The organism is Ruicaihuangia caeni, from assembly GCF_029952955.1.
GTDB lineage: Bacteria > Actinomycetota > Actinomycetes > Actinomycetales > Microbacteriaceae > Ruicaihuangia > Ruicaihuangia caeni.
Genome location: NZ_JASATX010000001.1, coordinates 1,004,457 through 1,029,348, shown reverse-complemented (window position 1 = coordinate 1,029,348; position 24,892 = coordinate 1,004,457). Strand labels below are relative to the sequence as shown.

Here is a 24,892-nt window from a genome sequence, read left to right as displayed (position 1 = left end):
CGGCATCCGTGACCCGGACGCCGCAGCGACGCTTGGAACTGGCGCTGCCGTGACGTTCAGGAAACGACCGTCGCGCTTGGTTCCTGCGCTCGGCTCCGAGCGCGACAATGCTTCGATACGCTGGTTACAGGAGGGGTTCACGATGGCTGACGCCGGATTCGACGATCGCACTGACGATGGTCGTGAGCGCGCGTCCAAGGAACCCGACGCCGCGCCGCAGAGCTCTGAGCCGCCCGCCGATACGGTCGCGCGTGACAACGAGACGACCGCGACGTTCAACCACGACTTCGGTGCACTGCTCTCTGCGATGGAGGCGGGGGTCTCCACCGAGGAGCAGGAGGCGCTCCGGGCGCTTCCCTCGGGCTCTGCTCTGCTCATCGTTCGCCGCGGACCGAATGTCGGTGCTCGGTTCCTGCTCGATGCCGATGTGACCACCGCCGGTCGTCACCCCGACGCCGACATCTTCCTCGACGACGTCACGGTGTCGCGCAAGCACGCGGATTTCGTGCGCGTCGGAACGAAGTTCGAGGTGCGCGATCTCGGCTCCCTCAACGGCACGTACTACAACGGCCAGCGTGTCGACTCGGCGACGCTCGTCGATGGCGGCGAGGTGCAGGTCGGCAAGTACCGGCTGACGTTCTATGCGTCGCGCCTCGACCTGACCAGCCCGGCGGCCCGCTAGTGGCGCGCTCTGCGGCCGCGCGAGTCGCGGCAGCACCGGCCCCTACCCGCGCGCAGTTCAGCATCGGCCAAGTCCTCGCACGACTGAACCCCGATTTCCCCGAGCTCACGCCGTCGAAGCTGCGCTTCCTCGAGGAGCGGGGGCTCGTGTCGCCCGCGCGCACCGAATCGGGGTACCGCAAGTTCTCGCAGGCCGATCTCGAGCGGCTGCGGCTGATCCTCTCGATGCAGCGCGATCACTACCTGCCGTTGAAGGTGATTCGCAGCTACCTCGACGAACTGGATGCCGGCCGCCAGCCCGAGTTCCCCGGGCGCCCCGATGTGGCGCTGCCCTCCATGCTCATCGCCGAGCGCAGGTTCACCCGCGAGGAGCTCGTGCGAGAAGCGGGTGCGACGCCCATGCTGCTCGGCGACGCGATCTCAGCCTCGCTCATCGCCCCGAGCGATCTCTTCAACGAAGAGGCGCTGAGCGTGCTGCGCGCACTGGTCGAGCTCCAGCGGAGCGGCATCGAGCCGCGGCATCTCCGTACGTTCCGGGCGGCGGCCGAGCGAGAGCTCGGTCTCATCGAGAGCGCCCTCGTTCCGATCGCAAAGCGGAACGATGCCTCCAGCCGTGCCAAGGCGGCCGAGCTCGCGCGAGAGATCGCGGCTCAATTGGAGGTGGTCAGGGGTAGCCTGATCAGGACGGCGCTCACCCGGATGGACGGATAAGCGACCGGGCGTTCGACACGCCGCATCGTTTTTCACGACCGAGGCCGAGATGGGCGAGGGGTTCGATACGGTGGGATCACTCCCGCGAAGTATCAACTTCAACATGAAGGTTAGGAAGTGCCATGAGCGAACTCAGCCGTAGCGAGGAACAGCGCTACGACCTCGGACTGCTCTTCACCGACGGTCTTCCTGAGCTCGACGACGCAGCCGGCTATCGCGGGGCCGTGGCTGCGCGCGCGGCGGGCATCAGCTACCGGCAGCTCGACTACTGGGCACGCACCGACCTGGTGCAGCCGACGGTCAGGGGAGCAGCCGGCTCGGGTTCGCAGCGGCTCTACGGGTTCCGCGACATCCTCGTCCTGAAGCTCGTGAAGCGACTGCTCGACACCGGCATCTCGCTGCAGCAGATCCGCGTGGCGGTCAACCAGCTGCGCGAAGCCGGCATCCATGATCTCGCACAGACGACGCTCATGAGCGACGGTGCGAGCGTGTACCTCTGCACGTCCAACGACGAGGTGATCGACCTCGTCAGCCGCGGTCAGGGCGTGTTCGGCATCGCCGTCGGCAAGGTGCTGCGAGAGGTCGAGACGAGCCTCGTGGAGTTCGACACGGCGCGCGAAGACCCGATGGACGAACTGGCCGCACGCCGGGCGTCACGCTCGAAGACCGCCTGACACACGCCACCCACGAGACGGATGCTTCGGCATCCGTCTCTTTCGTTGCGGCGATGCAGACTGGGTCTGTAAGGCCCTCAGGCCGAAAGCTCGCCAGCGCTGATCGCCGTCGCGGCGATCAGACGAGTGAAACCCCCGCGCATAAACCGGATGCCGAGACGGCATCCGGCGCTGGCGTCGCGGCGAAGGCCAGAAATGGCCTTCGCTCCAAGCTCCAGCGCGCTACGCGGAAAGTTCGATGCGCCCAGTGCGCACGATCCGCTCGAGCAGCTGGTCGAAGTTATGCGCCATCTCCTGCGCGCTCTCGCCCGGCCACACGTGGAGCGGCTTCGCCGCGCCCTGCGCCTGCTGCAGCGAGGTGCGCTCAGGCAGCTGGGGGCTCAGCACGAGCGGGCCGAACATATCGCGCAGCTCCTTGATGCGGAACTGGTGCTCGAGCGACTGCACGCGGGCGCGGTTCACGATGATGCCGAGCGGCTGCAGCCGAGGTGAGAGGCCCCGCCGGATCTCCTCGATGGCGCGGAGGGCGCGGTCTGCTGCTGCGACCGAGAACAGCCCGGGCTCGGTCACGACCGCGACTCGGTCGCTCGCGGCCCACGCGGTTCGTGTCAGAGCGTTGAGGGAAGGCGCGCAGTCGATGAGTACCAGGTCGTACTCCGACTCGACGTGCGCGAGCGCCTCCTCGAGCTTCCAGATGTCGCGGATGCTCGGGTGGGGTCCGTCGAAGTTGATCGCCGAGGGACTGCCGATGAGCACGTCGACCTTGCCCGGGCGGCCACGAGTCCAGCCGCTCGGCGCGATGGCCTGTCGCACCGTCTTCTCCTTGGGAGAGGTCAGCACATCGGCGATGTTGAGGTGGCCCGCAGCCTGCACGTCCATGCCGGTCGAGACATCCGACTGCGGGTCGAGGTCGACCACGAGCGTGCGAAGACCCTTGGCGAACGCCGCCGACGCAAGGCCCAGCGTGACGGTGGTCTTCCCGACGCCCCCCTTGAGGGAGCTCACGCTCAGTACATGCACGAGAAGAGACGATACCTTCCCGAGACTTAAAAGCCCTAAATCTTGCTGGGAGCGCGTGCGAAACGCGGGGTTCGCCCGATCAGTAGGCTCAACCCGACTGGAAGGGGCTCAATGTTCAAGAAGATTCTTGTCGCGAACCGCGGCGAAATCGCTATTCGTGCATTCCGCGCCGCCTATGAACTCGGTGCGCGCACTGTCGCGGTGTTCCCATATGAGGACCGCAACTCGATGCACCGGTTGAAGGCGGACGAGGCGTATCAGATCGGCGAGGTGGGGCACCCTGTGCGCGCATACCTCGACGTGAACGAGATCATCCGCGTGGCGAAGCTCAGTGGCGCAGACGCCATCTACCCGGGCTATGGATTCTTGTCAGAGAACCCCGACCTCGCGCAGGCGGCCGCCGAGCACGGCATCGCGTTCATCGGTCCACCGAAGAGCGTGCTCGACATGGCCGGCAACAAGGTGACCGCCAAAGAGCACGCCGTCGCTGCGGGCGTGCCGGTGCTCAAGTCGTCTCCCGCGACGACCGACGTCGACGTGCTGCTCGCTGCGGCCGACGAGATCGGCTTCCCCGTCTTCGCGAAGGCCGTGGCCGGTGGCGGAGGCCGCGGCATGCGCCGGGTCGACACGCGTGAGGAGTTGCGTCCCGCACTCGAAGCCGCGATGCGCGAAGCCGGGAGCGCGTTCGGCGACTCCACCATGTTCCTGGAGCAGGCAGTGCTTCGCCCTCGGCACATCGAGGTGCAGGTGCTGGCCGACCAGACCGGCGAGACCGTGCACCTCTTCGAACGCGACTGCTCCGTGCAGCGTCGCAACCAGAAGGTCGTCGAGATCGCTCCCGCGCCGAACCTCAGCGACGAACTGCGGCAGGCGCTCTACCGAGACGCCGTGGCGTTTGCGAAGTCGATCGGCTACGTGAACGCCGGAACCGTCGAGTTCCTCGTCGACACGATCGGCGACCGCGCCGGCCAGCACGTCTTCATCGAGATGAACCCGCGCATCCAGGTCGAGCACACCGTGACCGAAGAGATCACCGACGTCGATCTCGTGCAGTCGCAGATGCGGATCGCGGCAGGGGAGACTCTCGACGATCTCGGCCTGCATCAGTCGTCGATCTCCATGCACGGGGCAGCGCTGCAGTGCCGTATCACCACTGAAGACCCGGCGCAGGGCTTCCGGCCCGACACCGGCAAGATCACCACGTACCGGTCGCCCGGTGGCGCCGGCATCCGTCTCGATGGCGGCACGATCGCCTCGGGCGCCCAAGTGAGCCCGCACTTCGACTCGATGCTCGCGAAGATGACGACCCGCGGCCGCGACTTCGCGTCGGCGGTGCGCCGGGCCCGCCGCGGCCTCGCCGAGTTCCGCATCCGCGGCGTGTCGACGAATATCCCGTTCCTGCAGGCCGTGCTCGACGACCCGGCCTTCATCGAGGGTGACCTCTCCACCGCGTTCATCGATGAGCGTCCGCAGTTGCTGAGCGGCAATCGCTCGCGAGACCGTGGCACCAAGATCTTGAACTGGCTCGCCGATGTCACCGTCAACCAGCCGTACGGCTCTGGCGAGGGCCTCATCGATCCCGCCGAGAAGCTGCCCGCCGTCGACTTGGAGGCGCCCGCGCCCGCCGGTTCGCGTCAGCGGCTGCTCGAGCTCGGCCCGGTGCGGTTCGCGGCAGACCTTCGAGCGCAACGAGCGCTGGCCGTCACCGACACGACGTTCCGCGACGCCCACCAATCGCTGCTGGCGACGCGCGTGCGAACCAAGGACCTCGCGGCGGTGATGCCTCACGTCGCGCGCCTGACATCGCAACTGCTGTCGGTCGAAGCCTGGGGCGGTGCGACCTACGACGTCGCGCTGCGCTTCCTCGGCGAGGACCCGTGGGAGCGACTCGCGCTCTTCCGGGAGCAGCTCCCGAACATCAACCTGCAGATGCTCCTGCGCGGACGCAACACCGTCGGCTACACGCCGTACCCGACCGAGGTCACCGACGCGTTCGTGCGAGAAGCGGCGGCCACCGGCGTCGACATCTTCCGCATCTTCGACGCGCTCAACGACGTCGACCAGATGCGCCCCGCGATCGATGCCGTGCTCGCCACGGGCTCCACGGTCGCCGAGGTGGCCCTGTGCTACTCGGGCGACATGCTGAGCCCTGACGAAGATCTGTACACGCTCGACTACTACCTCCGGCTCGCCGAGCGGATCGTGGAGGCCGGCGCGCACATCATCGCCATCAAGGACATGGCCGGGCTGCTGCGCGCGGGCGCAGCGTCGGTGCTCGTCAGGGAGCTGCGAGCCCGCTTCGACCTGCCAGTGCATGTGCACACGCACGACACTGCGGGCGGGCAGTTGGCGACGCTGCTCGCAGCGGCACAGGCCGGCGCGGATGCCGTCGACGCAGCGAGTGCTCCCATGTCGGGCACCACGAGCCAGCCGTCGATGTCGGCGCTGGTCGCGGCGGTCGCGCACACGGATCGCGACACCGGCCTCTCGCTCGACGCGGTCTCCGACCTGGAGCCGTATTGGGAAGCGGTGCGCCGCGTGTACCGTCCGTTCGAATCCGGTCTGCCCAGCCCCACCGGCCGGGTGTACCGCCACGAGATCCCCGGCGGGCAGTTGTCGAATCTGCGCCAGCAGGCGATCGCGCTCGGGCTCGCCGACCACTTCGAGAAGATCGAGGACTGGTACGCCGCAGCGAATCGGATGCTCGGCCGGCCGACGAAGGTCACCCCGTCGAGCAAGGTGGTCGGCGATCTCGCCCTGCACCTGGCCGCCATCGACGCCGACCCGGCCGACTTCGAGCAGAATCCGCAGAAGTACGACATCCCCGACTCGGTGATCGGATTCATGGCGGGCGAGCTGGGGGATCTCCCGGGAGGTTGGCCGGAGCCGTTCCGCTCGAAGGTGCTCGAAGGGCGCACCGTGAAGCTGGGCGTCACCGATCTCACCGACGACGACCGCGCGGCGCTCGGCGGAGAAGCCGCTCAGCGTCGCAGCACCCTCAACCGTCTCCTGTTCCCGCAGCCCACCAAGCAGTTCGAGGAGCTTCGCGAGGAGTACGGCGACCTCTCGGTCGTGAGTACGATCGACTACCTGTACGGGCTCAAGCCGGAGGCTGAGCACGTCGTGCAGATCGAGCCGGGCGTGAACCTCTTCGTGAGCCTCACGGCGATCGGCGAGGTCGACGACAAGGGCCAGCGCAGCGTCATGGCCTCGCTCAACGGTCAGCTGCGTCCGGTTCCGGTGCGCGACCGCTCGGTGAAGGTCGAGGAGCGAGCCGCAGAACGCGCGGATGCGTCGAAGCCCGGCCACGTGGCCGCGCCCTTCGCGGGTGTGGTCACGATCCAGGCCACGCCCGGCGCACTGGTCAGTGCGGGACAGGCGGTCGCGACGATCGAGGCGATGAAGATGGAGGCGTCGATCACCGCCCCGGTGGCCGGCACCATCGTCCGCATCCCGATCGCCGGAACGCAGCAGGTCGAGGCGGGCGACCTGCTCGTCGAGATCGAGCCGGCGCGGACCGATGCGCAGTCCCCGGAGCGCGCTGACGGGCAGGAGACCTCGTCGCAGCGGGCATCGTAACTACGATTGGATAGCGGTGGATGCCGTTCGCTTCGGTGAGCGGCGTCCACCGCGACCCGCGTGGATCGCTCGCCGAGTCGGCGAACGTTGCTCGCATCGCCGCGCCGGCCGGGATCGGCTTGCGCTCTCAGTTCCATCGCGCTGCTGCACGGCGGCGAAGGCTCCACACGCCCTCGCCCGATGCTCAGCGCGTTCGCTCGTTCGGAGGACCAGACACCCATGGCTGTGCGCGACATCCGTGTATTCGGAGACCCGGTACTCCGATCACCATCTGATCCGGTCGACCCTGCCGACCCCCGGGTGCGCGCGCTCGTCGACGACCTCGTCGACACCGTGAAAGTGCCTGGCCGGGCGGGCGTCGCCGCCTGCCAGATCGGTGTCAATTTGCGGGCATTCAGCTACAACGTCGACGGTGAGATCGGCTACATCCTCAACCCCGTCATCGCGGAACTCGCTGGTGAGCCCGAGTTGGTCGGCGAGGGCTGCCTCTCAGTGCCGAACCTGTCGTTCCCGCGCCGTCGCTATCCCTTCGCGCGCGTCACCGGCATCGATCTCGACGGCAATCCGGTGGAGCTGCAGGGCGAGGGCCTCATGGCACAGGCACTGCAGCACGAGTGCGATCACCTCGATGGTCACCTCTTCATCGAGGGACTCGAGGGCGAGACGAAGCGCGAAGCGATGCGGCAGATCCGCAACGCGCCCTGGTACTGACGCGGGTACCGGCGCGCCGCGGCTGGCGCCTTCACAGGGAGACGAACGGGCCCGGGCACAAGAAACCTCGTGCCCGGGCCCGTTCGTCGGTTGAGCCGGAGCTCAGTGCGCCAGGGAGTGCCCCTGCGTCTCGGGCTGCACCGAGTACATCTGCTCGATGACGTCGGCGTAGTCGGCGAGGATGCGGTCGCGCTTGATGCTCAGCTTCGGCGTGAGGTGTCCGGTCGCTTCGCTGAGCTCATCGGTGAGCACCGTGAACTTCCGCACCGATTCCGCCCGCGAGACGCGCTGATTCGCGTCGTCGATCGAGCGCTGCAACTCGGCGAGCACCTTCGGGTGCTTCGCCGCGGTCTCGACGCTCATTCCGGCATCCTCACCATTGTTGTGCAGCCACACCGGGAGCATCTCGGTGTCGAGCGTGATGAGCGCAGACACGAACGGCTTGCGATCGCCCACGACGATGACCTGCCCGACCAGCAGGTTCTGACGGATCGGATCCTCGAGCGCGGCCGGGGCGACGTTCTTGCCGCCGGCGGTCACGATGAGCTCCTTCTTCCGGCCCGTGATGACCAGGTAGCCGTCGTCGTCGAGCTCACCGATATCGCCGGTGTTGTACCACTCGCCGTCGAACGACGCTGCAGTCGCCTCGGGGTTGTTCCAATACCCGGCGAAGACATTGACGCCCTTCACCCAGATGACACCGTCGTCGTCGACACGGATGCCGGTGCCCGGCAGCGCCGGGCCTGTCGTGCCGATCTTGAACTTCGTCACCAGATTCACCGTCGCCGGTGCGGTCGTCTCAGTCAGCCCGTAGCCCTCGAGGATCTTGATGCCGAGGCTCCGGTAGAAGTGGCCGAGGTACAGGCCGAGCGGCGCCGAGCCCGAGACGGCATATTTCACGCGCCCGCCGAGCGCTGCGCGCAGCTTGCTGTACACGAGCTTGTCGAAGAGCGCGAACTGCAGCTTGAGGCCCAGTGGCACCTTGCCGGCGTCGAGCGCCTTCGAGTGCTCGACCGCGACGTGGGCCGCCTTGCGGAAGATGCGGCCCTTGCCGCCGGCCTCCGCCTTCTGCTCCGACGAGTTGTACACCTTCTCGAACACGCGCGGCACGGCGAGCAGGAAGGTCGGCTTGAAGGTCGCGAGCGCCGGGAGCAGCTGCTTGGTGTCGGGCTGGTGCCCGACTCGGACGCCGGCGTGCACCGCGAGGATCGAGATGAAGCGGGCGAAGACGTGCGCGGTCGTGATGAACAGCAGCGTCGATGCGCCCGGGGCCACGACCTCCTTCATCGCCTCCGCGGCGTTCCGCGAGAGCTCGACGAAGTTCGAGTGAGTCAGCACGCAGCCCTTGGGCTTGCCGGTAGAGCCCGAGGTGTAGATCAGGGTGGCCATGTCGGAACCCTTTGCGAGCGAGCGACGGCGCTCGACCTCGGCGTCGTCGACCTCGCTGCCGCTGGCGATGAGCTTGTCGAGATCCTCGAGGTCGATCTGCCAGACCTTGCTGACCTGCGGCACATCGCCGGCGATCTCGTCGAAACGCGCGAAGTGGTCGGCGGTCTCGAGGATCGCCGCGGTCGCACCGGCATCGGTGATGCTGAACTTCATCTGGCTCGGTGACGAGGTCTCGTACACCGGCACCAGCACAGCGCCGGCGAACCAGACCGCGAAGTCGATGAGCGTCCACTCGTATCGGGTCTTCGACATGAGCGCGATGCGTTCGCCGGGCTGGATGCCGGCAGCGATGAACCCCTTCGCGAGTGACCGTACCTGTGCGAGGAACTCGCGCGCCGAGATGTCGTCCCATTCACCGTCTTCCCGCTGCAGCGCGAACAGCGGAGCGTCCGGGGTCTCCTCGACGCGCTTGAGGAGCAGGTCGGTGGTGTTCGCCGCGGGGTCTGCGGGGATGACTGCGGGTACGGAATATTCCTTCACGGGGACTCCTTCGGCACCGTTTCGGCGATAGGGGTACGTACTCTCAACTGTACCGTCCCACTCTTCGCGCGCGCCCGAGGCGCTGGCGCGCGGAGAAGCGGTCAATAGACTCGGTCGGGTGCTGACCATCGGGATCGATATCGGCGGGACCAAGATCGCCGGCGCCGTCGTCGCGAGCGACGGACGCATCGTGGAGGAACGCCGACGAGCCACCCCGGCCGACGACGTCGACGCGGTGCTCGACGCCATCGCCGGCGTCATCGAAGAATTGGCCGCCACGCATCCCGCCCGCGCGGTCGGAGTGGCCGCCGCCGGCTTCCTCGATGCCCAGCGTTCCCGTATCGTGCAGGCGCCGAACCTCGCCTGGCGGAACGAACCCCTGCGAGAGCGCCTCGAACAGCGCGTGAGCCTGCCGATCGTGCTCGAGAACGACGCCAATGCGGCCGGCTGGGCCGAGTACCGCTTCGGCGCCGGCCGAGATGTCGCGCATATGACGATGCTCACGATCGGCACGGGCATCGGCGGCGCGATCGTCATCGACGGCAAGCTCTTCCGCGGCGGTTTCGGGGGAGGGGCGGAGCCCGGGCACACCCTCTTCCAGCCCGGCGGACTTCCGTGCGGGTGCGGCGCGGTCGGGTGCTTCGAGCAGTACGGCTCGGGCAGCGCGCTGTTGAGAATGGCAGACGAGGCGGCGGATGCCGCGGGCCCCGGTTCGGCCCTCGCGAGCGCGCGCGGAAGTGAGCCGGTGCTCCCGGCATCCGCTCTCATCCGCCTGCTCGAAGACCGAGACCCGTCGGCGCTCGCGGTGCTCGAGCGTCTCGGAGAGAACATCGGGCGCGGCTGCGCGTCGCTCGGGGCAGTGCTCGACCCGGAACGATTCGTGATCGGCGGGGGAGTCTCCGTCGCGGGCGAGCTGCTGCTCGAACCGATCCGCCGCGCCTACTTCGCGGCTGCGCCGGCCGCAGAGTGGCGGCCACGGCCCGACTTCCGCGTCGCGCAATTCGCGAACGACGCGGGCGTCATCGGAGCGGCTGAGCTCGCCAGGGCAGAAGCACCGCCCTCATAGCGAGGCGTCAGCGCCGCAGTACAGTTGAGCCGTCCGCCGAGAGCAGCGAGGAAACCCGGATGTTCTACTGGTTCATGAAGAACCTGATCGTCGCACCGATTCTGCTCACGCTGTTCAGGCCGTGGGTCGTCGGGCGGGAGCATGTGCCGTCCAAGGGCGCCGTGATCATCGCGAGCAACCATCTCTCGTTCATCGACTCGATCATTCTGCCGATCGTGCTCGACCGGCGAATCTCGTTCCTCGCCAAGAGCGACTACTTCACAGGGCGCGGGTTGAAGGGGTGGCTCACTCGCTCGTTCTTCCTGGCGGCCGGGCAACTGCCGATCGACCGCTCCGGCGGCAAAGCCTCTGAAGCGGCGCTCAACACGGGGCTCCAGGTGCTCGCTGCAGGCGAGCAGCTCGGCATCTACCCGGAGGGCACACGCAGCCCCGACGGCCGGCTGTACCGCGGTCGCACCGGCATCGCGCGCATGGTGCTCGAGGGGCGCGTTCCCGTGGTGCCCGTCGCCATGATCGCCACCGACGAGGTCATGCCGATCGGCAGCCGTTTGCCGAAGATCCGCCGTCTCGGGGTCGTGTTCGGCGAGCCGCTCGACTTCAGTCGTTACCGCGGGCTGGAGGGCGATCGGTTCATCCTGCGCGCGGTGACCGACGAGATCATGCACGAGCTGCGCAAGCTGAGCAATCAGGAGTACGTCGATGTCTATGCGTCGAGCGTCAAGGAGCGCACGCCCTCGTCGAAACGGTGACGCTCCCTGCACGCGAGTTCGGGGAGGTCGCTCGAGCCGGCCGCTTGAGCCGGCCGCGGCCCGAATGCCGGGCCACTGAGTGGGACGCGCTCCTATAGGCTTGCTCGAACGTCGCTAGTGCGCGCACGCGTCAATGGGCGCGGCGCCGTCGGCATCCCACCACTCACTCACTGAAGGAATACCCGTGTCGAAGTCCGCACCCGCCATGCTCGCAGATCCGGATCTGTTGGCGGGGCTCGACTATTGGCGCACGCTTCCCATCAAGCAGCAGCCGGCATGGCCGGATGCGGATGCCGTGGGAGCCGTTGTGGCCGAGCTCGCCACCATGCCGCCGCTGGTCTTCGCCGGCGAGGTCGACAACCTTCGAGAGCGCATCGCCAAGGCCGCACGCGGCGAGGCGTTCATGCTGCAGGGCGGCGATTGCGCTGAGACCTTCGCCGGAGCCACAGCGGATCAGATCCGCGACCGGGTCAAGACCATGCTGCAGATGGCCGTCGTGCTGACGTACGGCGCGTCGATGCCCGTTGTGAAGGTCGGTCGCATGGCCGGGCAGTTCGCCAAGCCCCGCTCGAGCGACACCGAGACGCGCGGCGATGTGACGCTTCCGGCATACCGCGGCGACATCGTGAACGGCTACGACTTCACTCCCGAGTCGCGCCAGGCCGACCCCTCGCGAATGCTCCGCGGCTACCACACCTCGGCCTCCACGCTGAACCTGATCCGCGCATTCACGCAGGGCGGGTTCGCCGACCTTCGCGAGGTGCACAGCTGGAATCGGGGCTTCGCGGCGAACCCGGCGAATCAGCGCTACGAGGGGCTCGCCCGCGAGATCGATCGCGCCATCCGTTTCATGGAGGCCGCCGGGGCCGATTTCGACGAACTGCGCCACGTCGACTTCTACTCGAGTCATGAGGGACTGCTCATGGACTACGAGCGGCCCATGACCCGCATCGATTCCCGCACAGGCACGGCGTACGACACCTCCGCGCACTTCATCTGGATCGGCGAGCGCACGCGCGATCTCGACGGCGCGCATGTCGACTTCTTCTCGCGCGTGCGGAACCCGATCGGCGTCAAGCTCGGACCGACGACGACGCCCGACACCATGCTGCGGCTCATCGACAAGCTCGACCCGCAGCGCGAGCCCGGGCGGCTCACGTTCATCACGCGCATGGGCGCCGGCAAGATCCGGGAGGCGCTGCCACCGCTCCTCGAGGCAATCAAGAACAGCGATGCGCAACCGCTCTGGATCACCGACCCGATGCACGGGAACGGCATCACTACGCCGACCGGCTACAAGACACGACGGTTCGACGACATCGTCGACGAGGTCAAGGGCTTCTTCGAGGCACATCGCGCGGTCGGTACGCATCCCGGCGGGCTCCACGTCGAACTGACCGGCGACGACGTCACCGAGTGCATGGGCGGTTCCGAGTTCATCGACGAGGCGACGCTCGCGACGCGCTACGAGTCGCTGTGCGACCCGCGGCTCAACCACAAGCAGTCGCTCGAGCTCGCGTTCCTGGTGGCGGAGGAGCTCTCGAAGCGCTGATGCAGGCGTGCTGCCGGGCCGAGCGGGAACGCCTCGTTCCGGCCCGGCGGCAGCGCGTCAGCTTCGCGGGTCCGCTTCGCCTCCGGCCTCGATGATCGGAATGCTCGAGGTGTGCTGGTACGCCTGAGTGCGCCTCGGGATGAACAGCGCGAGCAGGATGCCGACGACCACGACCGCCGCCCCCATCACGAAGACGGTGCGGTATGCGTCCTCGGTCGGCAGCGGACCGTGCGGCGTATCGATGCGCGACCCCGCCAGGATGAGCCCCACGACGGTGGCAGACACAGCGGAGCCCAGCGTGCGCATCACGGCATTCAGACCGTTCGCCGCGGCCGTCTCAGTGGCCGGCACCGAGTTCATGATCAGCGTCGGCTGGGCTGCGTAGGCGAAGCCCACGCCGATCCCCATGACGGTGCTGACCAGCAGCACATGCCACACCTCGGTGATGAGTAACGCGCCGAGCACGAACGCGAACGCGATCACGGTTGAACCGAGCACCAGGCTCGTCTTGGGGCCGCGAGCGGTCGACAGACGCGCGGCGAGCGGCGAGACGAAGAACATCATGAGGCCGCTCGGCATGAGGCAGAGGGCTGTTATGAGCAGAGGCTGGCCGAGACCGATGCCGTTCACCGTCGGCGCCTCCAGCAGCACCGGCAGCGTCGCTGAGGTCACGAAGAACGCGAAGCCCACGGTGATGGAGGACAGATTTGTGAAGAGCACCGGGCGCCGAGAGTTGACCCGAAGATCGACGAGCGGCGAGGGGTGGCGCAGTTCGTATGCGGCCCAGCCCACCAGCACGACCGCCCCACCCACGAGGAGCGCGAGCGTCGGTGCGCTCGTCCAGCCCCAGTCCGCTCCCTTGGAAACCGCGAGCAGCAGGCAGGTCAGACCGATCATGAGGCCCACTGCACCGAGGTAGTCGAAGCGTCCGGCCGTGCGCAAGGTGCTCACCGGAATGATCCACAGCACGACCACGAAGAGCGCGACGCCGGTGAGGGCTGCGGCCCAGAAGAGCACATGCCAGTCGAAGTTCTCAGCGATCACGCCCGCGATCGGCAGGCCGACCGCACCGCCGACACCCAGCGTCGCGCTCACGAGCGCGACCGCTCCAGGCAGGTTCTTCGGATGGATCACGTCGCGGAGCACGCTGATCGAAAGAGCGATCACCCCCAGCGAGATGCCCTGCAGCACGCGGCCCACCAGCATCGGGATGAGCGTGAAGGAGAGTGCCGAGATGAGGGAGCCGGCGACCAGGATCGCCAGCAGCACCAGCACCATACGGCGCTTGCCGTACATATCGCCCAGGCGCCCGCTCACCGGGGTCGACACCGCAGAGGCGAGCAGGGTCGAGATGAGCACCCACTGAGAATCGGCGACCGAGGTGTCGAGCAGCTCGGGCAAGCGGGGGAGCACCGGCACGATGATCGTCTGCATGAAGGCTGCCAGCAGACCGGTCGCGGTCAGCGCCGCGATCATCGCCCGGTCGCTCGGCCTGCGGGTGAGTCGCCTTCGTTCCGCCTCGCTCAGGACCGACTCGCCGGATGGCAGGGATGCCGTCGGCGGAAGTCGTTCCCCCATGCCGGCCGTCACCCGCGGAAGGTCAATTGCACCGTGACCGTGGCGCCCTTGTCGACGCTCGTGCCCCCGGCGGGATCAGTGCTCTCCACCCTGAACTGCCCCGGCGCGACATCGGCGATCGGGCTGTACTTCACCTTGAAGCCCGCGTCTTCGAGCACCTTGCGTGCCTTCGACCACGGCTCTCCGGCCACGTCTGGCACTGCCACCTGCTCGACCCCGCGTGAGGTGATCAGCGTGAGCTCGGCACCCGTGGATATCGGTCCCTCGGGGATGATGGCGCGGATGACGTTCCCCTTCGGAACGGTGTCGCTGTACTCCGAGTCGCCGAGCACGCTGCGCAGCCCCACGGCCTCCAGCGCCTGCTGCGCTTCCTCGGGCGACAACCCTGCCACGTCCGGGATCGGCCCGAGCGAGACGACGAGGGTCGTCTGCTGCAGCTCGCCGTACTCAGTGGCTGATGCGAGGCTCGAGCCCGCGGCATCCAACAGGTCGATGACCTGCCCGGCGGGCGCCTCGGCATTGAAGTACGTGATGCTCTCCTCGGCGACGGTGAACCCGGCGCCCTCGAGCGCGGGGCGAGCGACGTCCTCCTGCGTGCCGATCACGGTCGGCAGCGGCAGCATCTGCGGCCCGATCGAGAGGAGCAGGGTCACAGTCGTTCCGCGGTTCACGGTGCTGCCGAAGGCGGGGTCGGTCGCTGCCACAAGACCGGGTTCGATGAGCGGATCGTGGATCTCGCCGGTCGCCTCGGTGGGCTCGAGCCCGAGTTCGATCAGAGCATCGCGGGCGGCATCCGGCGTCAGGCCGGCGAGGGAGTCGGGAACCACAACCTGCGAGCCCGGGCCCGCACCGAACCACCAGCCGGCGCCGACTCCGGCTCCCGCGAGCAGGAGCACGAGCAGCAGCGCGATCCACCCTCGCCGGCGCCGAGCGCGCGTGCGCGTGCCGAGGCGCGCGGCCGGCTCCTCTGCAGGGGTCTCCGGCGCGGCCGTCCTCGCGGTTCGGCGAGGACCGAGCACCTGCGTCTCTGCTGTGCTGGGCGCGGTGGCGCCGAGCACGGTCGTGGCGGATGCCGGGAGCACCATGGTCGGTTGCGCGCCGGTCACGGGCTGTGGCGATGACTGCAACAGCTGCTGGACCTCCGTGAGGTGCAGCAGCAGTTCTCCGGCATCCGCGGGGCGCTCGTCAGGGTCTCGAGCGGTCGCCCACAGCACGAGCTCGTCGAGCTCGGCCGGCACCCGGTTGTTGACGCTGCTCGGAGCGGGCACCGTGTCGTTCGCGTGCTGGAACGCGATCTGCATCGGCTGCTCGCCCTTGAACGGCTGTTCGCCGGTGAGCATCTCGTACATCATGATTCCCGCCGCGTAGATGTCGCTGCGGGTGTCTGCGATGCCACGCGTCACGAGTTCGGGGGAGAGGTACGCGACCGTGCCGAGCAGTGCCGCGCCGGTGGCGGTGTTGGCCGAAGCGGCGCGCGCGAGGCCGAAGTCGCCGATCTTGATGCGGCCGTCGTCGGCGAGCAGTACGTTCTCGGGCTTCAGGTCGCGGTGCACGATGCCGGCCCGGTGCGCCGCCGCGAGCCCTGACAGCACCGCCTCGGCGATGTCCATCGTCTGCTCGGCGGTGAGCGTCGAGTACTCCTGCAGCAGTTCGCGCAGCGTGATGCCGGGCAGGTACTCCATCACGAGGTAGGCCGAGTCGGCATCCTGCCCCTGATCGAACACGTTCACGACGTTGGGGTGCGAGAGCCGGGCCGCGGAGCGCGCCTCCTGAATGAAGCGCTGCGTGAACTGCTCGTCGTCGGCGAGGTGGTGGTGCATGATCTTCAGAGCCACCTGGCGCTCGAGCCGGCGATCGATCGCCAAGTACACGGTCGCCATGCCGCCGCGAGCCACTCGCGAGCGCACCTCGTAGCGCCCATCGATGAGCCGCCCGATCATCGGATCGGTGGTCTGGCTGCTCGTGGTCACCCGTCGAGTCTACGGGCGAGGCACTGATGATACGGGGAGCGACGCTGTGCGCTGAACGGCACTCATGCGCGCCCCGTTCAGCGCAACTCGGAGTACCAGGCGCGGGCGCTCGTCTCCCACTTGGCGTACGCCTCCGGGTGAGCCGAGACCTGCACCGCCTGGGCGGCCTTGGTGAGGGTCATATCCTGCCAGCCGGGGATGTCGAGCAGGCCACGCGTCACGCCCCGGTTGGGGTTCTGCGGGCCTCCGTAGAACAGCTTCGCGGAGTGGGTCGCGTTGAGAATCTGGGCGGGAGTGCCCCACCCGGCGCTCGGCCGCTGCTGGAAGAGGCCGAGCGAGTCGCGGTCGCCGTAGTCGATGTTGCGCAGGCTCGACTCCTGCATCGCGGCGGCGAGCGCGATCACGATGCCGTACTCGGGCACGCCGAGCGAACGGCCGACATCGACGATGATGCGCGCGTTGGCTCGCATTTCGGCGGTCAGCGGGGTCACGGTCTCGCCGGTCTGAACCACCGCTGCAGCCGGGATGGTCAGAGTGCGACCGGCATAGATCATGCTCGACGACGTCAGACCGTTGGCGTCGAGAAGCGCACGAAGCGTCACGCCGGTCTTCTGGGCGATCGCGGTGAGCGTGTCGCCCCGAACGATCGTGTACGTGCCTCCCGCGAGGGTCGAGGGTCCGCTCACGACGGGCGTGGTGGGCTCGGCGGGGGTCGGCGCCGAGACGGTCGGAGCGGCGACCGAAGCGGCGCTGAGCCCCGGGATCGCGATGGTCTGGCCCGGGTAGATGATGCTCGACCAGCTCAAGCCATTGGCAGACAGCAGCGTCTGCGTCGACAGCCCGTGGCGGGCGGCGATGCCGCTGATCGTGTCGCCGGTCTTGATCGTGTAGCGGCTGCCGGAGGAGACGGCGGCGGTGGGCGCCGGCGCCTGCTTCGGCGCGGCGGTCGTTCCATTGGCGAGCTTCAGCACCTGGCCGGGGAAGATCAGCGACTTCCATCCCAGACCGTTCATCGCCAGTACGGATGCCGTGGACAGCCCGAACTTCGCGGCGATACCGCTCACCGTGTCGCCCGACACGACGCGGTAGGTCGAGGGGGCGGCAGCAGCGGCGAGGCTTCCTGTCGTGACCGAGTCCGGTGCGACAGCACCCGCGATCGCCTGGTCGAAGGCCTCGCGCAGTTGCTGCTTCGCGCGTGCACGTTCGGCGGCGGAATCGACGGATGCCGAGGAGGCGCCCCGCTCGGAGTGCGCGTGTCGTTCGTGATCGCGCTGTTCCAGCCCGTGGGCTGCGCTGATGCCCGTGACGGCGACTGAGCCGGCCACCACGATCGGCACGGTGTTCAGCAGGCTGCGACTCAACGCGTATGAGTCGATCCGCGATGAGCGAGGGAGTGGCTGCGACGCAACGCCCGGCGTGAGGCCGGCGAACACACGGTGTGCATTCGTCGTCGAGTGCTGGTTCTGCTCCATGTCGCGTCCCTTGCTCCTGCTCGCGGCCCCGTGTCGGCGCACGACATCGAATCGGCGCACACGCTCAAACGTGTCACAGAAGATTATTCAAGTCAATCAGAGTGCCTATTGATACCAATGTGATTTGAGTTAACGCGTTCGTAACATAAAGAGGCTCGCCGTGCCCGGGGTACCGCGTGGCACCCTTGTGTTGTGACCGAAATACCCAGTGCAGTCGACCCCGACGTCACCGAGAGCAGCATCCCGAACCCCGAGCCCGCGGCATCCGAGCACCGATCGTCTGAGGCGACCGACGGCGACGCGTGGCTGACCGTCCCTGACCTCGTCGAGCGCCTCGGCGTCTCGCCCGGCCGCGTGCGACGGCTCTTCGAGGAGAAGATCCTGCTCGCCACGCGCGTCGACGGCGTGCTCAAGGTGCCCGCTCTGTTCCTTGACGGCGCGGCTCCGCTCAAGGAGCTGCGCGGCACGCTGCTCGTGCTCGCCGACGCCGGCTTTTCCGACGACGAGGCCATGCGCTGGCTGCTGGAGCACGACGAGGTACTCGGCGCGCGGCCGATCGACGCACTTCGAGCGGGGCGTCGGTCTGAGGTGCGCCGCGTCGCTCAAGCGCTCGGCTTCTGAGCCCCCGGTAGGCGTTTGACGCGTCTGTGAGGAGCTGACGCGCCAATGGGAATGCGGGCGTGCGCGTGGAGGATGCGGCCGCCCGCGTGCTTCCTGGGCGGACAGAGCGGCACCTCGGGTTGCGCGCGTCAGTAGGCGCGGGCCGGCGATGGAAGTGTCGTGAGGCGCCAGCCGGCCTTGGAAGTCGCGTGCCTCAGGACTCGCGGCTGGCGACCGAGTCGGCGAGGCGCCTGAACTCACGAGTCGCCGCGGTGCTCAACGGTGCGCCGTCGAGTGCGGCGACGGCTTCGGAGACGTGATCGGCGATCAGGTGCTCCACATCGGCGAGCGCGCCGCTGTCACGAATGGTGGTCTGCAGCATCTCGATCTGATGCTGGTCGAGCGACGGGTCGCCGAGCAGTTCATCGAGCAGTCTTCGAGCCGGTGAGGGGAGCCGGCGCCGTGCGATCGCGATCAGCGTCGTGTGCTTGCCCTCGCGCAGGTCATCGCCCGATGGCTTCCCTGTGATGTGCTCGTCTCCGAACACTCCGAGCACGTCGTCCCGCAGCTGGTAGGCCACGCCGAGCGGGAGCCCGAAGTCCCGCAGGGCCGCGAACTGGGCGAGCGAAGCGCCACCGAGACTGCCGCCGATGGCGAGCGGGGCCTCGACCGTGTACTTGGCCGACTTGTAGACGATCACGCGCCTGGTGCGCTCGAGGGAATCCGCATCGTCGCCGTGCCGCCAGCTCACCTCCTCGAGCATGTCGAGGTACTGGCCCGCGGTGACCTCTGCGCGCATGCGGGTGAACTCGGCGCGTGCCGAGTGCGCGGCATCCGAGCTGCGCAGTGATCGAAGGCCGTCGTCGAGCAGTTCATCGCTCCAGCCGAGCAGTAGGTCGCCCAGGAGCAGGGCTCCTGACTGTCCGAAGTGCCGCCCATTGCCTTGCCACTCGGCGCCCGCGTGCAGCGACTCGAAGCGCCGATGCGCGGAGGGCATGCCCCGGCGGGTGTCGGAGTTGTCCATGATGTCGTCGTGCACGAGAGCCGCCGCGTGGAACAGCTCGAGCGCGGCCGACGCCTTGACCGCGGTATTGAGATCTGGGTGCTCCGACGGCTCGGCGAGCGGGTCGAACTCGTCGTAGCCGGTGACCGCCTGCCATCCCCAATAACAGAACAGCGCGCGGAACCGCTTGCCTCCGCTGAGCAGCGCGCGGCTGAACTCGATGAACGGGTCGAGATCAGGGGAGATGGCCTGCAAACGGTCGTGGTGGTCGGCGAGGAAGCGGTCGAGTTCGCGCTGAACAAGGTCAACTAACCGCGTACTCTCAGCCACCTGCCTAGCCTAGCCTTGGGGGCGCGCATACAATTGAGTGCACAACACCACGCGTCGAGCCCGAGCAAGAGGGGGTGCGAGATGCCACTGTCTGAGCAGGAGCAGCGTCTCCTGGAGGAGATGGAGCGAAGCCTCTACCAGCACGACGCGGATTTCGTCGCGACGGTCGGGTCGCACCGAGGCAAGCCGAACTACACGATCATCGTGGTCGGCGCGCTCATGGTGCTCGCCGGGATCGGCGTGCTCGTCGCGGGCGTTGCACTGAGCCAACCCATCGTGGGCGTGCTCGGCTTCATCCTCATGTTCGCGGGCGTACTGCTGATCGTCGCGCCGCCGCGGAAGCTGCAGCGCCAGCCTTCCTCCGGATTCAATGCGTCGAAGCCCGGTGGCTCGGGCAAGGCAGGGTCGAGCTCGTTCATGGACAACCTCAACGATCGGTGGGACCGTCGCGCTGACGGGCGCTGACCCGCATCCCTCCACTTCGAACCACGCCGGCCTTCGGGCCGGCGTTCTGGTTTAACACGCGGCCTCGGCGCGGCCCGACCCGGCCCGGCCCGGCCCGGCCTTGCCGGTAACCCCATGTGCCTATAACCCCTTGCCGCTAACGCCTTGGTGCGCGGGTTTGCTGCACCCGCGATGGTTGCATCCCGCGCGGCTGCAGCAAACCCTCGCGAAGGGGATCTTGAGCAGTTCGCGCAGGGCCACCGACGAGGCCCGCCGCCGCGCCGCCAGTTCGTGCCGCACTGCCACCTCGTGCTGCTGTGCCACCTCGTGCTGCTGTGCCACCTCGTGCCGCTGCCACCTCGTGCCGTGCTGACGCGTACGCCGGTGCAGCGTCGGTCCGCCGACCCCGCCGGTCGCTGGTGCGCGGGTTTGCTGCACCCGCGATGGTTGTATCCCGCGCGGCTGCAGCAAACCCTCGCGTGCGCTTGACCGTCGCGCGCTGTGCTGCCTCCGGACGTGCGAGCCCAGCTCAGCGTTCGGCCGCATGCCCCTCCACCGCGCTCCACCGCGCCAATCCAGGGCTAAACCCCAAATTGGGGCGGCGAAAACAGTGAAAACCCTAGAGTTGTGGTTGAGAGTGGAGTAAAGTGGAGGCATTGAATCCCGTGGGCCGGCGGAAGGGGGTGACGCAGTGCTCCTCGGTACGTACGCCCCCAAGCTCGACGAGAAGGGCCGCATCATCCTTCCCGCGAAGTTCCGAGACGAGCTCGGCGACGGAGTCGTGCTGACCCGTGGCCAGGAGCGCTGCATCTACGTCTTCTCGAACGAGGGCTTTGCAGCGCAGCACGACAAGATCCGCGAGGCACCGCTCACGAGCCGCGCGGCGCGAGACTTCTTGCGGCTGTTCCTCTCGGGGGCGAGCTCGGAGGTGCCTGACAAGCAGCACCGCATCACGATTCCCCCGATGCTGCGCGACTATGCGCAGCTCGACCGTGACCTCACGGTCATCGGCGCCGGCAACCGCGCCGAGATCTGGTCGACCGAAGCCTGGAACGAGTACTACGCGGCCCAGGAGGAAGCCTTCTCCAACACCGAGGAGGAGGTGATTCCGGGACTCTTCTGACCCTGTGAGGTGACTCCCAGCCGTTCAGCGCCCTGTCGCACCTTCCCCGGTGACAGGTCGGAATGGATGGGGATCACTCCACAGGATCACGACCCGAACGCTATGGCCCCGTTGCATATCCCCGTACTGCTCGAGCGATGCGTCGAGCTGCTCGCGCCTGCCCTGCAGCGCGAGGGCGCGGTCGTCGTCGACGCGACGCTCGGGATGGGCGGCCACTCCGAAGCACTGCTCGAGCGTTTCCCCGCGGTGACGCTCGTCGGCCTCGACCGCGATCCCGACGCCCTTCGGCTCGCAGGTGAACGGCTCGCTCGCTTCGGCGACCGCGCGCGCCTCGTGCACACGGTGTACGACCGGATGCCTGAGGCCCTCGACTCTCTCGGCATCCGCGCGGTCGACGGCATCCTGTTCGACCTCGGTGTCTCATCGCTCCAGCTCGACCGCGTCGACCGCGGGTTCTCCTATTCCAAGGACGCGCCGCTCGACATGCGCATGGACATGACGAGCGAGCTCACGGCGGCGCGCGTCCTCGCTGAGTACAGCGAGGACGCGCTGCGCCGCATCTTCTTCGAATACGGAGAGGAGCGCCTCGCCGGCCGCTACGCCCGGCGCATCGTCGAGCAGCGCCAGACTCGCCCGTTCACGACCTCGGCGGAACTCGTCGAACTGATCCAGGCGGCGACTCCTGCAGCCGTTCAGCGCGCGGGGCACCCTGCCAAGCGCGTGTTCCAGGCCTTGCGCATCGAGGTCAACCAAGAGCTCGAGGTGCTCAAGCGCGCCATTCCCGCCGCGCTCGACTCACTCGCCGTGGACGGACGCATCGTCGTCATGTCGTACCAATCGCTCGAGGACCGCATCGTGAAGCGCGAACTGCAAGCGCGCACGACCTCGAGCGCACCCGCGGGGCTGCCCGTCGAACTGCCCGAGCACAAGCCGGCGTTCCGCCTGCTCACGCGAGGGGCTGAACAGGCCAGCGCCGAAGAACAGCAGCTCAACCCGCGCGCGACCCCGGTGCGCCTGCGCGCGGCAATGAGGATCAGGAGCACCGCATGAACCTCGCACGCGTACTCGCCGAGCCGCAACCCACGACTCCCATTCCCGCGATCCCCGGCCGCGCGCCGCTGCGCGCCGTCGAGGTTGCGCCCTCGCGGGACCAGCGGAAAGCGAGGCCGCGGACGCTGTACGCGGCGATCACCGTCGCGGGAGTCTTCGGCATCCTCATCGCCCAATTGCTCATGAGCATCGCGCTGGGAGAGGGCGCGTACCAGATCTCGGCGCTGCAGGGCGATCAGAAGCAGCTGGATCGCCGGGCCGAGACGCTCACCGAGCGACTCGATCTGCTCAGCTCGCCGCAACTGCTCGCGACCAGCGCCGAGTTCCTCGGCATGCGCAACGCCACCACCCCGGCGTTCCTGCGCTTGAGCGACGGCGCCGTGCTCGGGGCACCTGCAAGCGCGGGCGTTGCCGCTGGAGCGGTGACCGGCCCGGATGGTCAGCTGCTCGTTGCCAACTCTCTGCTCGAGCAGGGAGTGCTCGCCGGCCAGGGCGTCGCCGCGGCGGGCGCGCTCGACGAGGCGCCGCCGGCAGCGCCCGCTCCCGGCACGTGGGTCGTCGTCGGTGACGCATCTGCCTCAGGCGCGGCAAGTGCATCCGGCGCGGCTGCGACCTCCGATCCGGCGGCCGCAGGCGCGTCGAGCGGCTCGGCAGTCGCCGGCTCAGTATCGTCGAGCACCAGCGGCTTGCCGACGCCGAACACCCACTGACCGGTCGCTTCGTCATTGCGCGAGGCGCGATCAAGTCGGCCGAGGGCCGAACGCCCACGTCGCTCGTCGGTCGGGGCACACAACACGACTACCGATGACGGCACGATTCAAGCACCCGGGAGGCGGAGTCAGGTGAGAGTTCAGGCCAGCCCTGCACGACGGAACCGTGCTCGACTCGCGGTATCGCTGCTGGCCGTGATGATCCTCGCTCTCGGGTTCGTGGTGCGACTCGTCGATATCCAGGTCGTGCGCGCCGCAGAACTCAACTCTGAGGCCGAGGGCAATCGTTCGATCCCCGTCACCACCTACGGCACGCGCGGCGACATCATCGATCGCAATGGCGTGCCGCTCGCAGCGAGCGTGATGCGCTACGACATCACCGCGGCACCGGCGAACATCAGGGACTTCAAGCGCCGGCTCGATGACGGTACGACGCTGACCATCAGCGTCGATCGCGCCCTCGAGGAGATCGCCGCGATCACCGGGCAGGATGCCGCGGCGCTCAAGACGCTCGTGCACGATGCGCTGCGCGACACACCCGACTCGCTCTGGATGCTCGTCGAGAAGGGCATCACCGGCGAGCAGCTCGGCAAGGTGCAGGCACTCCGCATCCCGTGGGTGTACTTCGAGAACCGGCCGAGCCGCACCTACCCGAATGGCGCTGTGGCCGGGAATCTCGTCGGCTTCATCGGCACCGATGGGCCGCAGGCGGGGCTCGAGTACAGCGCCGACACGTGCATCGCCGCGACCAACGGGAGCTCCACGTACGAGCGAAGCGGCGACGGCGTGAGGCTGCCCGGGAGCACCGTCGTGCAGGAGGAAGCGGTCGACGGCGGAACACTGCACCTCACGATCGACTCCGATCTTCAGTGGTTCGCCCAGCAGGCCCTGGCCGAGCAGGCGATGGCGGTCGGCGCGGAGTGGGCCACAGCGACCGTCGTGCAGGTCGACAACGGGCACATCCTCGCCGCCGCCGACTGGCCGAGCGTCGACCCGAACGATGTCAACGCGAGCAACGTGAACGACCTCGGCTCGCGCCTGTTCACCGCACCCTATGAGCCCGGCTCGACCTTCAAGGCGATGACCGTAGCGATGATGATCGACGCGGGGCTGGTCAGCCCGACCACCAAGCTCATCGCGCCCGGACGGTTCACCATCCCCGGCGGCTACGGCGAAATCACCGACGCGTGGGCGCACGACGACCTGCCGTACACGGTTGCAGGCATCCTCGCGAACTCCTCGAACACCGGCATCTCGGTGCTGACCGACATGATGAGCGCGGAGAAGCGCCACGCATACATGGAGGCCTTCGGCGTCGGTTCGAAGACGGCCGTCGGGTTCCTCGGGGAGGATGCCGGCAAGATCACAGACCCCGCGGCCCTCGACGTCATCACGAACTACACGGAGATGTTCGGTCAGGGCATCACCGCGACGAGTGCGCAGGTCGCGAGCATCTACCAGACGCTCGGGAATGGGGGAGTGCGGATGCCACTGACCCTCGTCACCGGATGCGAGCACCCGGACGGCACGATCGATCATCTTCCGCCCACAGACGGTGTGCGGGTGGTCTCGGAGAAGGCCGCCGACGAGACGGTGCAGATCCTCGAGAACGTCATCTCGCAGGGCGGCCTCAGGCATAACGCACAGATCCCCGGGTATCGTGTTGCAGCCAAGACCGGCACCGCCGAGGTCGCGGAGAACGGGCGCTACGGCGGCCAGCGGATCGTCTCGGTCGCCGGGCTGGCCCCGGCCGAAGACCCGAAGTACGTCGTCGTGGTGACTATCGGCAAGCCGGATACGATGAAGACGTCGGCTGCTGCGGCGCCGACGTTCAAGAAGATCATGACCCAGGTGCTCACGACGTACCGCGTCACCCCCTCCACCGTGCCGGCCCCGAACATACCGCTGACATGGTGAGCAGCAGCCCAAGAAAGTGAACG

Annotated in this window: 20 protein-coding genes; 14 read left to right on the top strand and 6 right to left on the bottom strand. The window is 68.0% G+C overall.

Annotation, left to right across the window (positions count from 1 at the left end):
* The first annotated feature begins 142 nt into the window (after positions 1–142).
* The 3 genes from QF206_RS04705 to QF206_RS04695 all read left to right on the top strand — a co-directional run bounded on the left by QF206_RS04705 (position 143) and on the right by QF206_RS04695 (position 2,066).
* Positions 143–682 (top strand): FHA domain-containing protein, encoded by a 540-nt coding sequence (locus QF206_RS04705; RefSeq protein ID WP_281488014.1) that lies wholly within the window; start codon positions 143–145, stop codon positions 680–682.
* Entirely contained in the window at positions 682–1,392 is a 711-nt protein-coding gene (gene ftsR / locus QF206_RS04700) for a transcriptional regulator FtsR (protein ID WP_281488013.1), read from the top strand. The genes QF206_RS04705 and ftsR overlap by 1 nt, the downstream gene beginning before the upstream one ends.
* Before the next feature lie 122 nt (positions 1,393–1,514).
* Positions 1,515–2,066 (top strand): MerR family transcriptional regulator, encoded by a 552-nt coding sequence (locus tag QF206_RS04695; RefSeq protein WP_281488012.1) that lies wholly within the window; start codon positions 1,515–1,517, stop codon positions 2,064–2,066.
* Between the two features lie 222 nt (positions 2,067–2,288).
* On the opposite strand, the gene QF206_RS04690 is transcribed toward QF206_RS04695, so the two are convergent.
* Positions 2,289–3,086: a ParA family protein gene (locus QF206_RS04690; protein ID WP_281488011.1), complete on the bottom strand. Its 798-nt coding sequence runs from the start codon at positions 3,084–3,086 to the stop codon at positions 2,289–2,291.
* Positions 3,087–3,197: 111 nt separating this feature from the next.
* Between QF206_RS04690 and QF206_RS04685 the strand changes: the two genes are divergently transcribed.
* Together QF206_RS04685 and QF206_RS04680 are read left to right on the top strand one after the other, a co-directional pair.
* Complete coding sequence (locus QF206_RS04685) at positions 3,198–6,665, top strand: pyruvate carboxylase (RefSeq protein ID WP_281488010.1); 3,468 nt, start codon at positions 3,198–3,200, stop codon at positions 6,663–6,665.
* A gap of 219 nt (positions 6,666–6,884) precedes the next feature.
* Positions 6,885–7,376, top strand: a complete 492-nt coding sequence (locus QF206_RS04680; RefSeq protein WP_281488009.1) for a peptide deformylase — start codon at positions 6,885–6,887, stop codon at positions 7,374–7,376.
* A gap of 102 nt (positions 7,377–7,478) precedes the next feature.
* Here QF206_RS04680 and QF206_RS04675 read toward each other — a convergent pair whose 3' ends face one another.
* Positions 7,479–9,305, bottom strand: a complete 1,827-nt coding sequence (locus QF206_RS04675) for an AMP-dependent synthetase/ligase (RefSeq protein WP_281488008.1) — start codon at positions 9,303–9,305, stop codon at positions 7,479–7,481.
* A gap of 118 nt (positions 9,306–9,423) precedes the next feature.
* Between QF206_RS04675 and QF206_RS04670 the strand changes: the two genes are divergently transcribed.
* The 3 genes from QF206_RS04670 (at position 9,424) to QF206_RS04660 (ending at position 12,672) form a co-directional block, all read left to right on the top strand.
* The gene (locus tag QF206_RS04670; protein ID WP_281488007.1) at positions 9,424–10,371 is read left to right on the top strand and encodes an ROK family protein; all 948 of its coding nucleotides are present in this window, start codon (positions 9,424–9,426) and stop codon (positions 10,369–10,371) included.
* A 59-nt stretch (positions 10,372–10,430) separates the two neighbouring features.
* Positions 10,431–11,120, top strand: coding sequence for a lysophospholipid acyltransferase family protein (locus QF206_RS04665; protein ID WP_281488006.1), 690 nt, complete (start codon positions 10,431–10,433; stop codon positions 11,118–11,120).
* Positions 11,121–11,325: 205 nt separating this feature from the next.
* Positions 11,326–12,672: a class II 3-deoxy-7-phosphoheptulonate synthase gene (locus QF206_RS04660; RefSeq protein WP_281488138.1), complete on the top strand. Its 1,347-nt coding sequence runs from the start codon at positions 11,326–11,328 to the stop codon at positions 12,670–12,672.
* A gap of 57 nt (positions 12,673–12,729) precedes the next feature.
* Here the strand turns inward: QF206_RS04660 and QF206_RS04655 are convergent, their stop codons facing one another.
* The 3 genes from QF206_RS04655 to QF206_RS04645 all read right to left on the bottom strand — a co-directional run bounded on the left by QF206_RS04655 (position 12,730) and on the right by QF206_RS04645 (position 17,557).
* Positions 12,730–14,250 carry an MFS transporter gene (locus tag QF206_RS04655; protein WP_281488005.1) on the bottom strand — a complete coding sequence of 507 codons (1,521 nt, stop codon included), beginning with the start codon at positions 14,248–14,250 and terminating at the stop codon, positions 12,730–12,732.
* Between the two features lie 8 nt (positions 14,251–14,258).
* The gene (pknB, locus tag QF206_RS04650; RefSeq protein WP_422785356.1) at positions 14,259–16,190 is read right to left on the bottom strand and encodes a Stk1 family PASTA domain-containing Ser/Thr kinase; all 1,932 of its coding nucleotides are present in this window, start codon (positions 16,188–16,190) and stop codon (positions 14,259–14,261) included.
* Positions 16,191–16,297: 107 nt separating this feature from the next.
* On the bottom strand, positions 16,298–17,557 hold the full coding sequence (locus QF206_RS04645; RefSeq protein ID WP_479692169.1) for a LysM peptidoglycan-binding domain-containing protein: 1,260 nt from the start codon (positions 17,555–17,557) through the stop codon (positions 16,298–16,300).
* A 441-nt stretch (positions 17,558–17,998) separates the two neighbouring features.
* Here QF206_RS04645 and QF206_RS04640 point away from each other — a divergent pair, with 441 nt between their 5' ends.
* The gene (locus QF206_RS04640) at positions 17,999–18,313 is read left to right on the top strand and encodes an Rv2175c family DNA-binding protein (RefSeq protein WP_281488137.1); all 315 of its coding nucleotides are present in this window, start codon (positions 17,999–18,001) and stop codon (positions 18,311–18,313) included.
* A 193-nt stretch (positions 18,314–18,506) separates the two neighbouring features.
* On the opposite strand, the gene QF206_RS04635 is transcribed toward QF206_RS04640, so the two are convergent.
* Positions 18,507–19,625 (bottom strand): polyprenyl synthetase family protein, encoded by a 1,119-nt coding sequence (locus QF206_RS04635; protein ID WP_281488002.1) that lies wholly within the window; start codon positions 19,623–19,625, stop codon positions 18,507–18,509.
* Between the two features lie 81 nt (positions 19,626–19,706).
* On the opposite strand from QF206_RS04635, the gene QF206_RS04630 reads away from it, so the two are divergent.
* From QF206_RS04630 to QF206_RS04610, 5 genes are all read left to right on the top strand, one after another.
* On the top strand, positions 19,707–20,090 hold the full coding sequence (locus tag QF206_RS04630) for a DUF3040 domain-containing protein (RefSeq protein ID WP_281488001.1): 384 nt from the start codon (positions 19,707–19,709) through the stop codon (positions 20,088–20,090).
* Positions 20,091–20,760: 670 nt separating this feature from the next.
* Complete coding sequence (gene mraZ, locus QF206_RS04625) at positions 20,761–21,192, top strand: division/cell wall cluster transcriptional repressor MraZ (protein ID WP_281488000.1); 432 nt, start codon at positions 20,761–20,763, stop codon at positions 21,190–21,192.
* Positions 21,193–21,294: 102 nt separating this feature from the next.
* Positions 21,295–22,242, top strand: coding sequence for a 16S rRNA (cytosine(1402)-N(4))-methyltransferase RsmH (rsmH, locus tag QF206_RS04620; RefSeq protein ID WP_422785349.1), 948 nt, complete (start codon positions 21,295–21,297; stop codon positions 22,240–22,242).
* Positions 22,239–22,952 (top strand): cell division protein FtsL, encoded by a 714-nt coding sequence (gene ftsL, locus QF206_RS04615; protein ID WP_281487998.1) that lies wholly within the window; start codon positions 22,239–22,241, stop codon positions 22,950–22,952. Before rsmH ends, ftsL begins: the two co-directional genes overlap by 4 nt.
* Positions 22,953–23,084: 132 nt before the next feature.
* Entirely contained in the window at positions 23,085–24,869 is a 1,785-nt protein-coding gene (locus QF206_RS04610; RefSeq protein ID WP_281487997.1) for a peptidoglycan D,D-transpeptidase FtsI family protein, read from the top strand.
* The last annotated feature ends 23 nt before the right edge of the window (positions 24,870–24,892 follow it).

Coding starts and splice junctions, on each gene's coding strand:
- QF206_RS04705 (WP_281488014.1), top strand. CDS start 143: ATGGCTGACGCCGGATTCGACGATCGCACTGACGATGGTCGTGAGCGC.
- pknB (WP_422785356.1), bottom strand. CDS start 16,190: ATGATCGGGCGGCTCATCGATGGGCGCTACGAGGTGCGCTCGCGAGTG.
- QF206_RS04665 (WP_281488006.1), top strand. CDS start 10,431: ATGTTCTACTGGTTCATGAAGAACCTGATCGTCGCACCGATTCTGCTC.
- QF206_RS04630 (WP_281488001.1), top strand. CDS start 19,707: ATGCCACTGTCTGAGCAGGAGCAGCGTCTCCTGGAGGAGATGGAGCGA.
- rsmH (WP_422785349.1), top strand. CDS start 21,295: ATGGCCCCGTTGCATATCCCCGTACTGCTCGAGCGATGCGTCGAGCTG.
- QF206_RS04655 (WP_281488005.1), bottom strand. CDS start 14,250: ATGGGGGAACGACTTCCGCCGACGGCATCCCTGCCATCCGGCGAGTCG.
- QF206_RS04660 (WP_281488138.1), top strand. CDS start 11,326: ATGCTCGCAGATCCGGATCTGTTGGCGGGGCTCGACTATTGGCGCACG.
- QF206_RS04680 (WP_281488009.1), top strand. CDS start 6,885: ATGGCTGTGCGCGACATCCGTGTATTCGGAGACCCGGTACTCCGATCA.
- QF206_RS04685 (WP_281488010.1), top strand. CDS start 3,198: ATGTTCAAGAAGATTCTTGTCGCGAACCGCGGCGAAATCGCTATTCGT.
- QF206_RS04695 (WP_281488012.1), top strand. CDS start 1,515: ATGAGCGAACTCAGCCGTAGCGAGGAACAGCGCTACGACCTCGGACTG.
- ftsL (WP_281487998.1), top strand. CDS start 22,239: ATGAACCTCGCACGCGTACTCGCCGAGCCGCAACCCACGACTCCCATT.